Annotated in this window: 8 protein-coding genes; 6 read left to right on the forward strand and 2 right to left on the reverse strand. The window is 40.7% G+C overall.

Annotated elements, in window-relative coordinates:
• Positions 1-56 precede the first annotated feature (56 nt).
• From NYE23_RS23550 to NYE23_RS23575, 6 genes are all read left to right on the forward strand, one after another.
• The gene (locus tag NYE23_RS23550; RefSeq protein ID WP_341081676.1) at positions 57-1,427 is read left to right on the forward strand and encodes a GntP family permease; all 1,371 of its coding nucleotides are present in this window, start codon (positions 57-59) and stop codon (positions 1,425-1,427) included.
• 126 nt (positions 1,428-1,553) lie between these two features.
• Positions 1,554-2,471 carry a 2-hydroxy-3-oxopropionate reductase gene (gene garR / locus NYE23_RS23555; protein WP_341081841.1) on the forward strand — a complete coding sequence of 306 codons (918 nt, stop codon included), beginning with the start codon at positions 1,554-1,556 and terminating at the stop codon, positions 2,469-2,471.
• Positions 2,452-3,882, forward strand: coding sequence for a four-carbon acid sugar kinase family protein (locus NYE23_RS23560; RefSeq protein ID WP_341081677.1), 1,431 nt, complete (start codon positions 2,452-2,454; stop codon positions 3,880-3,882). Before garR ends, NYE23_RS23560 begins: the two co-directional genes overlap by 20 nt.
• Positions 3,883-4,492: 610 nt before the next feature.
• Positions 4,493-6,082 (forward strand): maltose/glucose-specific PTS transporter subunit IIBC, encoded by a 1,590-nt coding sequence (malX, locus tag NYE23_RS23565; protein WP_341081678.1) that lies wholly within the window; start codon positions 4,493-4,495, stop codon positions 6,080-6,082.
• 65 nt (positions 6,083-6,147) lie between these two features.
• A complete protein-coding gene (locus NYE23_RS23570; protein ID WP_341081679.1) occupies positions 6,148-7,332 on the forward strand; it encodes a MalY/PatB family protein in 1,185 nt (394 codons plus the stop codon).
• A 43-nt stretch (positions 7,333-7,375) separates the two neighbouring features.
• Positions 7,376-8,170: a MurR/RpiR family transcriptional regulator gene (locus NYE23_RS23575; RefSeq protein ID WP_341081680.1), complete on the forward strand. Its 795-nt coding sequence runs from the start codon at positions 7,376-7,378 to the stop codon at positions 8,168-8,170.
• 263 nt (positions 8,171-8,433) lie between these two features.
• Here NYE23_RS23575 and NYE23_RS23580 read toward each other — a convergent pair whose 3' ends face one another.
• A complete protein-coding gene (locus tag NYE23_RS23580; protein ID WP_341081681.1) occupies positions 8,434-10,416 on the reverse strand; it encodes a bifunctional metallophosphatase/5'-nucleotidase in 1,983 nt (660 codons plus the stop codon).
• Positions 10,417-10,484: 68 nt separating this feature from the next.
• Entirely contained in the window at positions 10,485-13,265 is a 2,781-nt protein-coding gene (locus NYE23_RS23585; RefSeq protein ID WP_341081684.1) for a DUF6359 domain-containing protein, read from the reverse strand.
• Positions 13,266-13,555 lie beyond the last annotated feature (290 nt).

The following is a 13,555-nucleotide window of genomic DNA, read 5'->3' on the forward strand; positions in this document are numbered from 1 at the left end:
ACAGACTAAAATCCTAAAGACCAAAAAACATTAAAAACAAGGGGGTTATATCAATTATGGTAACAGGAAGCTTACTACTCATTATTTTCATTCTTTCTCTTCTTGCTCTTTTCTTACTAATCCTTGGGTTTAAATGGGATGCTTATCTTGCTCTCTTAGTAGTGGCAGTAGGAACAGGGATAGCTGTCGGTATTCCACTTGCAGAGGTTCCTCAAATTATTACAACAGGATTCGGCAACACCTTAGCAGGGGTCGGTATATTAATTGGACTAGGTATCATGCTAGGTCAATTAATGGAAGTATCAGGAGCTATTCATAAAATTGCTCATACATTATTAAGAATAGCCGGTCCAAAAAACTCTTCATTAGCGGTCGCTACTACCGGCCTTATAGTAGGAATTCCTTTATTTTTTGATGCTGCTTTTGTCATTTTAAATGGGCTAATAAAAAACCTATCTGTTAAAGCAAAAGTTTCTTATACAACACTTGTACTGGCCCTGGCAGTTGGTTTAATTACGGCCTACTGCTTAATCATCCCAACTCCAGCACCATTGGCTGTTGCCGACAGTATTGGCGTGGATTTAGGATATTTCTTTATATATGGATTAATTGTTGGGATTACAGGGGTGTTTTTTGGCGGGTACATCTACGGTCTTTGGCTTAATCGAAAAGGGGATGCAAACCGGGTAATTGAAGAGACACTTAGCAGATTGGCTGCTGCCCAAGAATTGGATTCACACGAAGAGCATTTCACAAAGGAAGTTTCAGCATTTATTTCTTTTGGTGTGCTAGCTCTCCCAATTTTGTTAATCGTTTTAAATACAATCTTTAGCCTAGTTTCACCAGGCACAGCCATTACTTCTTTCTTCAGTTTCGCGGGTGAAAAGAATATGGCTTTGTTAATCAGTGTTATTTTTGCAGCTATAGTATTAAAGCCATATTTGAAGGTTCCCGCTCAAGAAGCATATTTTGAGGCCTTTAAATCGTCCGGTCTCATTATGTTAATTACAGGAGCCGGCGGAGCCTTTGGCGGTGTGATAAAGGGTTCTGGTATTGGTGATTACTTGGTAGATCTAATGCAAGGATGGGATATGCCAATATTTATACTTGCATTTATATTTGCCCAAATCTTACGTGTAGCTTTAGGTTCTTCTACAGTTTCACTTATCACAACTTCCTCCATACTGGGTCCTATGATCTTAGATTTGGGAGTTTCTCCTATTTTACTGGCACTTGCCATTTGTGCAGGAGGTATAGGTTTATCTATGCCAAATGATTCTGGCTTCTGGGTTGTTAGCCGATTTAGCGGAATGACAGTCACTCAAACCCTCAAAACCTGGTCAATCGGAGGATTTATCGCCGGTGTTAGCGCGTTGGTAATGGTATACATATTAAGTTTGGGTTCTGGGTTCTTACCTGGCCTATAATACCTATTCAGCAACCGCTATTTACAGCAAAACAAATTTATTAATTTCTTGAGAAGCGCTAATTTATATGACTACGAATAGTTGCTTTAGCATATTCTGTGTTTTTAACAAGAGAAAGGCGTGAATATAATCATGAATATTGGTTTTATTGGACTTGGAATTATGGGGAAGCCTATGGCTATTAATCTAATGAAAGATAATTATAAATTGAGTGTGTATGATATTAATACTGTTGCAGTTGAAGAGCTGGAAAGCAAAGGAGCTTTTGGTGCATCTTCTCCTAAAGAGGTTGCCGAAAGAAGTAATATCGTCATCACAATGCTCCCTAATTCTCATCATGTTGAAAGTGTCGTCTTTGGGGAAAATAGTGTAATAGAAGGTGCAAAAGAAGATACGATTATCGTGGATATGAGCTCCATTACACCTGCAGCCTCAAAAAATATTGCTAATAAACTAGCCGGATCGGGAATTCACTTTATTGATGCTCCTGTTAGTGGCGGTGAATTAAGGGCAATTGATGGAACTCTTTCTATAATGGCAGGTGGTAAAGAAGAAATATTTGATCAGGTTAAACCAATTTTAAGCTGTATGGGTCAAGATATTGTCCTTGTTGGGGACAATGGATGTGGTGTTACAGCCAAATTAGCAAATCAAGTTATGGTTAATGTAAATATAGCCACAATGGCTGAAGCTTTAATGTTAGCTGCCAAAGCCGGTATTGATATCGAAAAAATGTATCAAGCCATCCGAGGCGGTTTTGCCGGCAGTGCAGTATTAGATGCTAAACTGCCTACTATCTTGAACAGAGATTTTACAGGCGGAGGAAGAGTCGACATTAACTTAAAGGATTTAACTAATGTCGTCAATACAGCCCATGAACTTGGGTCACCTATCCCCCTAACCAGTCAAGTACTCGAAATGTTCCATTCATTAAAGGTAGATGGCAAAGAAAAAATTGATCATAGCGGATTGGTTCAATACTACGAGAAACTTGCTAATTTTGAAGTAAAAAGGAAAAAAGAACATGAACCAAATATCTTATAAAGATGTTATCGATAAATACCCCGCATTAAATCAAAATAAGTTAACAGATTTATGGTCATCTGCCCGTTCAGATTTTAATGTTAAAATAATCGTTTTGGACGATGATCCAACCGGAATTCAAACAGTACACAGTATACCCGTATACACGGATTGGGAAGAAGAAACAGTCGAAATGGCATTTAAGGATGAATCTCAACTCGTTTTTATATTAACCAATTCGAGATCTTTTACTGAAGCGAAGGCAGAACAAGTTTATCGCCTTATTGCAAAAAGAATATCATATGCCTCTGAGAAATATAATATCCCTTATTTATTAATCAGCCGCAGTGATTCAACACTTAGAGGCCACTATCCATTAGAAACTGATGTGCTGCGTCAAACGATTGAAGAGATAGAAGGCAACCACGTGGATGGCGAGGTAATCATCCCCTTCTTTGAAGAAGGAGGAAGACTCACCGTTCATAATACGCATTTTGTACAGCAAGCCAATTCACTCGTTCCAGCTGGTGAAACAGAGTTCGCAAAAGATCGCAGTTTTGGTTTTAAATCCAGCCATTTAGGCGAATGGATCGAGGAAAAAACAAAAGGATTATATAAAGCAGAAGATGTCTTATATATATCTCTTAAATCTATTCGCAAGTTAGAAATAGATCAAATTACGGAGCAGCTTATGACAGTCTCCCAATTCAGAAAAATTGTGGTTAACGCGCTCAATGAGGATGATATTACAGTTTTTACAATTGCATTAATTAAGTCCATTCAAAGAGGCCAGCGTTTTTTGTTCCGGACAGCAGCAACTTTTACAAAAGTGATCGGTGACATATCTTCTCGTCCTTTACTAAGCAAAGAGGAGCTAATTAAGGATTCAATTAATCATAATGGCGGATTAGTTGTTATAGGATCCCATGTAAAAAAAACCTCAGATCAATTGAATATACTAAAATCAGTATCACATCTATATTTTATAGAATTTGACTGCCATCTCGTATTTAATAAAAAACTTTTTAAAAAAGAGATAGACCGAGTACGTATCCTGGCAGAAGAAAAAGTCTCACAAGGAATAACAACAGTCATTTATACAAAAAGAGAGCGGATTGATTTAGGAAATAACATGCAAGAAGAAGAACTACAGCTATCGGTAGAAATCTCCAATGCTGTAACTCGTCTTGTTAATAATTTTACAGTTAAACCCAAGTTCCTTATTGCAAAAGGCGGAATTACATCTAGTGATATAGGAACAAAGGGATTAGGCGTGAAACGCGCAACAGTTGCAGGCCAAATTGCACCCGGAGTACCTGTTTGGAAAACAGGGTCTGAAAGTAAATTCCCTTTTATTCCTTATATTATCTTCCCTGGGAATGTAGGGACAGAGAATACATTAAAAGATGTTGTATTAAATCTAGACGCATGAGCGGTACACAATATCATCAAAGTTTATAAATAATTACAAATAGAACCTATCCATCAGGCTAGGTTCTATTTGTATATTTCTAATTAATGAATCAAATATGGAAATGGAAGTCCGTAAAAATTCACATCGCTCTAGACTATTCTGAGTAATCTTTCAAAGCATTTATTAGTGAAAATATAGGTTTAGATTAATTGCTTAATAAAAGAATTCTTGCTATGAAGTGTAACTAATAAACCAATAGAAACTAACTGCATTAAATTGTTAGTCCTGTTAGCCCATTCATATAACAACAGGGTTAAGTTCTCTTTGTGAAATACATACTGCTTCTAAAAACTTAAACCACTCTCACCCTTCATCATTCGTCAGTATCCTACTTAAAAACTAGCTCAGAAACAAAAGGCAAGCTATAATGTTTTACCGTATGCGGGCTCTGCCCCCGAACCTCTAAAGGATTTTCGATCTAAGTGATTTCAACAGTCCCATTGCACCTTTGTATTACGCATACAAAAATTGTATACATCTACATTCCGTTTGAAAGCGCTTGCGAACGGGCTGATATGGAAGTACAGTGAAGGTAAATGTTCAACATCTGCGTCAAGGGGGTTAAGTGATGAATACGAAGATGAAGAAGTCTTCAAAAGGGTGGGAGTTTTTCCAGGGGCTTGGAAAGACATTTATGCTTCCTGTTGCACTCTTAGCATTTATGGGTTTGCTTTTAGGTATCGGCAGTTCGTTTACCAGCCCTGCAACCATCGAAAATTTACCGTTTCTAGATCATAACGTGATTCAGATTATCTTACGTTTTATGTCAATGGTTGGCGGTTTTGCTTTTACCTATTTGCCGCTTTTATTTGCTGTAGCGATTCCACTTGGACTAGTCCGTTATGAAAAAGGGGTCGCTGCTTTTGCAGGTCTTATTGGTTATATCATGATGCATTTATCAATTAATTTTTATTTAACAGAAACCGATCAGCTTGCGGCTGCCGATGTGATGAGACAAGAAGGACAAGGGATGGTCCTTGGTATTCAGAGCCTCGAGATGGGTGTTTTAGGCGGGATTATCGCGGGTATTCTTGTTTATTTGCTGCATCAGCGCTTCCATACGATTAAGCTGCCAAACGCCTTTGCTTTCTTTGGTGGCGTTAGATTCGTTCCCATCATTACTTCTATTGTCATGTCAGTCGCAGGTATCCTGATTCCAATGATTTGGCCATTGTTTACCATGATTATAAATGGAATAGGATCGATGATAAGCAATGCTGGTGCGTTTGGTCCGTTTCTATTTGGTGCCGGTGAACGATTGCTTCTTCCGTTTGGCTTACATCATATTTTAGTGGCCATGATTCGCTTTACAGAAGCCGGGGGAACTATGGTGGTAAACGGTGAGACTGTTTCAGGCGCGCTCAATATTTTCTATGCCCAGCTGCAAAGCGGGGAACCTATTAGTGCTTCAGCAACAGCCTTCCTATCACAAGGGAAAATGCCGACTTTTATGTTTGGTCTGCCAGCGGTTGCTTTAGCCATGTACCACACAGCAAAACCTGAGAACCGCAAAAAGATTAAGGGACTTCTAATCTCAGGAGTCATCGCTACTTTTGTAACAGGGATTACAGAGCCGATCGAGTTTCTATTCTTGTTCCTCGCACCAGCTTTATATGGAATCCATGTGGTGTTAACTGGTCTTGGATTTATGGTGATGGCCCTTCTAAATGTGAAAATCGGAAATACCGATGGCGGGATTTTGGACTTCTTTATTTTTGGAATCCTGCAGGGAACTGAATCAAAATGGTATTTGGTTTTAGCAGTGGGGTTGATCTGGTTTGCGATTTATTATTCTGTTTTCCGGTATGCAATTATTAAATTTAATCTAAAGACTCCGGGCAGGGAAGATCAAACGGAAACGGGAGAATCGGCTGCACCAGAAAGTAAGGATCGGAAAACAAGTAATCAGGCAAGAGAATTGTTAAATGCGTTAGGCGGAGCAGAAAATATAGTCTCGCTTGATAACTGTATTACTAGATTACGATTAGTGGTTGATGATATGAAAAAAATCAATGAACCGGCATTGAAGAAAAATGGCGCCCTTGGCGTGATTAAACTGGATGCCCATAATGTTCAAGTGGTCATTGGCCCGCAAGTAAACCATGTTCGAGTTGAAATGGATAAGCTTATAGACATTAATGAAGTGAAGAGTGGATGAGAATCTCTCATCCTTTTTTCATCTTACGCGGAGCTTTGGGAACAACTAGAGAAAAGAGGGATATAATGAAACGTCATTTTGATCAAACTGTCAATCGAATCGGGACATATTGTACCCAATGGGATTATATGAAGGATCGATTTGGATCAGATGATTTACTGCCTTTCAGCATCTCAGATATGGACTTTCGCAGCCCTCCAGAAATGATTGAGGCGATCCACAAACGCACCGATCATGGGATATTTGGTTATACGAGATGGAACCATGATGATTATAAATCTTCGATTACCGGTTGGTATAAAAGGAGGTTCGATATCGAAATATCAATAGATTGGGTAATCTATAGCCCGAGTGTCATTTATTCGATTGCAAGACTGATCGAAATTTTATCATCTGAAAGCGATCACGTGATTATGCAGGTGCCTGCCTACGATGCTTTTTTTCATGTTATTAACGAATCGAAACGCGAGCTAATTCCTAACCCGCTTTTGTATCAAAATGGAAGATATGAAATTGATTATGATGATTTGGAAAAAAAGCTGCTGCATCCAAAAGCAAAGGTCTTATTGCTTTGCAATCCTCACAACCCGACGGGAAGGGTATGGACAGAGCAGGAGCTAAAAAGAATCGCCGAACTTTGTGCCAAGTACCAGGTAAAGATCATTTCGGATGATATTCATATGGATATTACATACCAGGACAGCCGGTTTATTCCTATTACCAGCGTGGCAGATGATCTGCAAAACATTTATATCTGTACGTCTGCCAGTAAAACCTTTAATACACCCGGATTGGGCGGGTCCTATCTATTGATTCCGAACGAAGAGACGAGAGAAAGCTTTATGAAGCTATTAAAATATAGGGATGGCGTTTCGAGTGCCCCTATTTTTGGAGAAATTTCCGTTATCGAAGGGTATCGTCATGGTGATCAGTGGGTTGATGAGCTATGTTCCTATCTGTATAATAATATGAAATTGATAAAGGAATTCATCGATCAAGAACTGCCATCCATTCAGTTTCATATCCCTGAATCTACGTATTTAGCATGGATGGACTGCACCGAACTTGGGAAGACCAATCAAGAGCTCCAGCAGGCCCTCGTTGAAGTGGGGAAGGTCGGAATCATGTCTGGTGCAGTCTATGGTGAGGACAGAGGAATCTTTTTACGAATGAATGCTGGCTGTCCGCAATCAAAAATTATAGAAGGTTTAGAGAGACTTAAACGCTCGGTTCTATCTCTTACACCGTAACTGATTAGGACCCTTGATCCATGGGTTATGAAAAGGTGATTATATGCAATCTTTTATGAAACGGCTGATCCAGCACCGGAATCAATTAAGTCAGCTGGAAAAGCAGGTACTGGATTATATCATCCGCTACCCGAAGAAGCTTGTTCATTTAAAACTCGAAGAAGCAGCAAAGGAAATGTATGTTTCGACTGCTACCATCAGCCGAACCTGTAAAAGACTTGGCTTTCAAGGCTTCCAGGATTTTAAACTCCAGCTGCATTTAAACATTAGGGATGATGCTCAAGGTGTAAGCCAGGGTATGTCAGAATCCTTATCTTTCCATGTTAAACGCTATGAAAAAGATATACAAGAAGTATTAAATAGAATCGATGAAGAGAAGCTTAATAAAGCCGCTTCGATGATGATGCAGGCAAGACATGTAGAATGGTTCGGTATGGGCCATTCCTATTCTGTTTGCTGGGATGCGTCCAAAAAACTGCTGATGTTAGGCAAGAGCAGCATGGCTCGAATGGATTGGGATGATTTACGAAGTGCCGCACTAAACTTAAGAACGGATGACCTTGCTATTTTTGTCTCCTATAGCGGAGAAACCTTAAATATTTTAGAATATGCGCATATCCTAAAAGAACGTGGAATCACGATTCTATCCATCGTCGGAACTCCATCAAATCGTTTAGTGGAACTATCGGATTTTGTTTTTTACACGCCCATTGAACACTGCTACCTTGATAATATTGATATGTGCTCCCGGGCACCCTTTCAACTTTTCCTGGATTTATTGCTGGTAGAATATCGGAACTTGATTAGCAGCCAAAGAAGTTATTATTCGAGCGATTGAAAACAGTAAAGTCTTCCTGCACTCCATGTGCAGGAAGTTCATTTACTGTGTTTCACCCTTTTGAATTTACTCCTGTCCATGCAGTGAATCATCCATCTATAATATGTCCTCGAAAAGGATTCCCAATCTATATGTCCAACTAGTCCTCCACCTCCAAGTTTCTTCTTAAATCCATCATATCAAAAAGAGCAGTAAAAAGGCGGAATCCTTCCTCAAAAGAAAACTGCACACCAGACTTGGTATGCAGTTTATTCTGATCTTCATTACTTGCGATAACTAATCTTTTTAATATTCTCTGCCCCTCGAAGCTCCACTAAATCACTTTTTTCAACAATGACTTCTTTCACTTCTGCACCGCTAAAGTCCACGATGATTGGCTCTTTCTTTGGCGTTACACGGACACTCACATTCTTAAGGCCATCACCCTGCAATACAGCAGAGTTCTTCAGCCAGATGCCATTTTTAATCTCAGCTGTTTCTTCTACATTAATAAAAGAAACCTTGTTCACTACCAATTTCTTCTTTTTGTCATCCGTAAGATTATATTCCTTTTCAAAATCCAGCTCTGTTACTGGAGGCAGGCTGTCAACGTCTATAATACGCCCTTCCACTGCCGGTTTGATTGTGCCCAGGCTGGATAGGTGATCCGCAAAGTTTTCCCAATCGGAAAGTCCAAGATCTGTTACTCTGCCCTCCTGGTAAGCTTTTGCAAAGACTGTATATCCATCTCCGCCTTTGGCTGTAAAAGCATTCGTAGCGATTGTGTAGGTTTGATTGTCCTGGATTTCAGTGTAGCTGCCCTGTTCATTTTGATATTCAATCGAAACAATCCGCTCACCGGCAGGTTTAGTGGAATCGAATTTTACTTTTGCACCGGACACGTGCAGGAAGCCGCCATTTTCTGCAGGATATTGTCCTACGCTGACTTCAAAGGCCTCTTTTAATTCAGCTCCCGTTACCTCCATAGTGGCTAATGTATTGCCAAATGGAAGAACAGTGATTACTTCGCCAACAGTGATAGGCCCTGCATCAATTCCTGCACGAATGCCGCCTCCATTTTGGAGCGCCATGATGACATTGCTGTTATACTGCTTTGCTTTTGCCAGCATGCCGTCTGTAATCAGGTTCCCTAGGGCTGTTTCATTTTTCCGTACACTTGGCTCTGTGCTGTCTCCGCTTGTCCGCGGATTCTCAAGGGCAGACAGCGTTTCTGCTCCGATTTCCGTGTTTTTTAATTCTTCTATCTGTGAGGAGTATGTTTCAAGCAGCACTGCTGCCTCAGGGTCCTCTGCTTTATCTGCTACTTTAATAAGCTGGCCTGTATGCCAAGTTACTGTTCCTGCCTCGTCAAATTGTACATCCAGCGTTCCGAGATAATTATTGTACTGGCCGGCTTGTACAATAACTGTAGGATCCTTTGCCGCTCCTGTTTCGTCAGCTGCCACAACTACTGGGGCATTTAATTGCGTATGGCTGTGTCCGCCAACAATCACATCAATTCCATCTACTTGAGCAGCCAGGTTTAAGTCATTATCCACATTCGGGTTATCATCATAGCCAATATGTGTGACAGCTACTATTTTGTTAATTCCCATGCCCTCGAAAGCTTTTACTGCTTTTTCTGCTTCTTCAAGGTAATTTTCAAATGTAACATTACCCGGACTGGAAATGCTGGCTGTTTCAGCTGTAGTCAAGCCAAAGAATCCTACTTTTTCTCCGTTAACTTCTTTGATGATGCCATTATATATTTTTCCATCAGCAGGTTCGCTCGATATAAGATCACTGAACAATCCCTGCAGGTTTGCATCCTCAGAAAAGTTTACGTTTGAGCTGACGAATGAGAATTGTGCACCTTTTACAAAGTCAGCCAGGGCTTTGTGACCTTCTGCACTTGCACCCAAATCGAATTCATGATTTCCAAAGGTCATAATATCATAGCCCATGAGATTCATAAATTTAAGGTCAGCCTGCCCAAGGAATTTATTAAAATATAAAGTTCCTGAAAAAACATCTCCTGCATCAACAAGCAGGGCATCCGGCTTTGCTTCTCTTACTTCCTTTACAGCCGTCACTTTTTTTGCGGCGCTGTCCATATTTGCATGTGAGTCATTGGTATGCATTAATGAAAGGGTGAAATCTGAAGCTGAAGTCTCATTTGCTGAAACCAGACCTGCCGGAACGGCTGTTGAGATGGTTAATGCTGCTGATAAGGCTACTGTAGATAATACTTTAATAGGTAATTTCATAAAAATGCTCCTTTCAATTTTTACTCAAAGGGATTGAAAGCCAGAGTTCTGCACTCCGGCTTCAATTGTTATGCCGCTCCTTCTTCCTCATAAGGAGACTCTATTTCCATTCCATCCGAATCTTTGAAAATGATATGTGACGCGTCCGCTTTTTTCCCAAGTGTCCATTTCTGCACATTTTCAGCGCCGCGGATTTCCACGACTTTGTCACTTTCGATCATGACTTCTTTAATCTCTGAGCCTGTCAGGTCAACAACTGCCCCTTTGTTGGCGGAGCTGATGACCACTTTTGTATGTTTCAGGCCTTCGCCTTTAACTGCAGCTGATTTCTTCAGCCATAGACCTTGCGAGAGGCTGGAGGAGCCGTCCATTACAACTAATGCATTATGTGGCCCTGCCACGAATTTCTTCGCATGGTGGTTTACCAGATTGAAAACATGATCATATTTAGGCTCTTCCGGTTTTGCTGCCGGCTTTAAGCTTGTCTGAATCAGGACCGGGTCATGGTCACTTGCACGGCCGTGCTCTTCCATGAAGCCTGAGTTGATATGAAGAATATCCACTTCTGTTTTCTTGGCCAGGTTGTTGGATACTAAAATGTGATCGAGCACCTGTGCATTTCCCTGGTACGTATAGGTGTATCGCTCTTCTGCCGGAACTTTTTCAATCATATTAGTCAGTTCTTCGCCCTTTAGTGCCTGTAAAGGATTGGAGAACTCAAAATCGTTAAAATCGCCAAGCAGGACTACATTTGCATCAGGGTCTTCCGCTTTTACATTCTTTACAAAACCATTCACAACATTAGCTATTTTCATGCGCTGGATTTCACTGCTTAAGACAGGAGGCTGCACTTTTCCGAATAACGGAAGATCTCCGCCTTTCGAGTTAAAATGGTTAGCAACAACAATGACGCTTTCGCCCTGGAATTCGAACTGTGCTGCCAATGCTTTGCGGCTATCTTCAAAGGCTTCATTTGTTGGATCAATACGCCCTGGGTTTAGCGTCAGTTTGCCGTTTTCAAAATCAACTGCTTCGGTTGCAGAGCCTTTTTCGCCTTCCGACAATGTTACCCGTTCTGCATTATATAGGAAGCCGACACGGATGTTACCTCCCGGCTGGCCGCCATCCTGCTTATTTTCTGGTGCGATGTCTGTGTAAGTGTAGGCCGGTCCGCCAAGCTCTTTTATTTTTTCAATCAGCAATGCTGCACTTTGGTCCGCTTCTGTTGTGCCGCTATCAGTTGGTCCGTCGTTATCCTGTACTTCTGTCAGGCCAATGATATCCGGCTGTTTCATTTTATCTGTGATTGCTTCTGCTAATCTCGTTACCTTTTCTGCATCTGTTTTTGTTGAGAAGTTTTCAACATTATAAGACGCGATGGTTAATAGATCTTCTTCAGGGACAAGGCTTGTTGCTTCTCTTGTCGCAGAGCCTTCCACGAATTCCGGCAATGTGTCTGCATCACTTAATACTTTATAGTTACTGAAGCCGTAGCTGACAACACCCTGGATGCTGCCTTTGAAGCTGTCGCCCATTTTGGCAACAAAATCTTCATTATTAATATCAAGGGTGATTCTCTCCGGGTTAAAATCGTTTTCTGAAATGCGCAGTCCACCTGCCGTTGTGTTCGTTTCCACATCTCCAGGAACAACTACAAGCTCGCCGTATTTTTGCGGGGCAACTACTTTAGCGTTGTCCACTTGAACCAGCATGCCTTCCAGGCTTTCGTAAAAATCGATTCCATCCTGTTCTGGATCAAAACTCCCAAGGTTATCATTGTCGATAATTTCAGTTGGAAGATTTTCTTTGTTAATGATCACCGGAGCAGGGAGTTCCTGACCGGAAGCAATGTTCTCGATTGATGCTGCATTGATTTCTGTTACAGGAAGATCTGTTTTCAGCTTGTCTGAATAGCCATCAAGCACCCACTCTTTTACCTGTCCTGAAACGGATACCACATCTCCAGCCATTACACCGTGACCCTTTTTATAAACGAGGATTCCTTCAGATGTGCTTTCATCAGCATCAGGCTGCTGATCCTGCATGTAGAAATTACTGCTGTCTACCACCTTGGTGACAATTCCTTCAACATCTAAAACCTGCTGGTTCGCATTTTGGGAATAGTGGCCTGCACCTTGAATATCATGAATGCGCAAATCTTCCAGCCCAATCATGTACTGAAATACAGATACTTTGCTGTCTGTTAAGGCGTCTTTGACAGCTATTGCTTTAATCGTTGTCTCTTCATTAATAACGATCGGATCAGAATATACTGTGCTTTCAGCAGTCGGTTCTGATCCATCAACTGTATAATAAATTACTGCGCCAGCAGTGGAGGTCGATAGTTCTACTGTTGTTCCAGCTTTAACATGGCCCGCCTCAGGGGAAGCTGTAACCGCTGAAACCTGTGGTGTACTAGTATCTTCTACAAACGTGTAAGCTGTTGGGCTCTTTAATCCGGGAACAGAAAAGTATGCTTCAAGAGAGCCTGTAATCTGGACTTTTTTCCCGAGGTAATTCGGGTTATCCACTAAATTCAGCTCTGTCCTGATAGAATTATTCGGCAATTGAACCGGCAGTATCTTACTGGGGTCTGTTTCACTTGGGGAATCGGCAATGGCCAAATTTGTATTCACTGAAAATGGGCCAGTATGGGTATATTTTGGACCGCTTGCGGTGGTTCCCACAATATATCCTTCAACCGTTGCTGTTCCTTTATTATCTGCAATCGCTTCTGCCACAGACTTCACTTCTTCTGCACTCGCCGCGGCAAAGGGACTGAATAGACTAAGAATTAATGCAAAAATACTCATAAAGCTAATGAACTTTATTCGCTGCTTTTCTATCATGAGATCCTCTCCTATATCCATATTTTAAAGCGTTTACATGCACTACCATTCTAGTAAATCACTCTTCTTTTTGGCATACAATCTGATATTTGTAAAAATTGAGTAAATGATTAAAAATAAGTAAATTAGCATAGATAACCAACAGGTATTAATGCCTTCAAACGAGGATTTTACTAATCTTTTAGAACTAGGTTTCTGTGTTCTTGATAAATTTTATATTTTGTTAATCATGGTAAAATATTACTAAAATATTCCATTATCATCTTAGACGCTTGCGAATTTTACACAGG

Origin of the sequence: Cytobacillus sp. FSL H8-0458, assembly GCF_038002165.1 — a bacterium.
Classification (GTDB): Bacteria; Bacillota; Bacilli; order Bacillales; family Cytobacillaceae; genus Cytobacillus.

Excerpts from the sequence above, each read along its gene's own strand:
- NYE23_RS23550 (WP_341081676.1), top strand. The coding sequence starts at position 57 with ATGGTAACAGGAAGCTTACTACTCATTATTTTCATTCTTTCTCTTCTT.
- NYE23_RS23560 (WP_341081677.1), top strand. The coding sequence starts at position 2,452 with ATGAACCAAATATCTTATAAAGATGTTATCGATAAATACCCCGCATTA.
- malX (WP_341081678.1), top strand. The coding sequence starts at position 4,493 with ATGAATACGAAGATGAAGAAGTCTTCAAAAGGGTGGGAGTTTTTCCAG.
- NYE23_RS23570 (WP_341081679.1), top strand. The coding sequence starts at position 6,148 with ATGAAACGTCATTTTGATCAAACTGTCAATCGAATCGGGACATATTGT.
- NYE23_RS23575 (WP_341081680.1), top strand. The coding sequence starts at position 7,376 with ATGCAATCTTTTATGAAACGGCTGATCCAGCACCGGAATCAATTAAGT.
- NYE23_RS23580 (WP_341081681.1), bottom strand. The coding sequence starts at position 10,416 with ATGAAATTACCTATTAAAGTATTATCTACAGTAGCCTTATCAGCAGCA.
- NYE23_RS23585 (WP_341081684.1), bottom strand. The coding sequence starts at position 13,265 with ATGATAGAAAAGCAGCGAATAAAGTTCATTAGCTTTATGAGTATTTTT.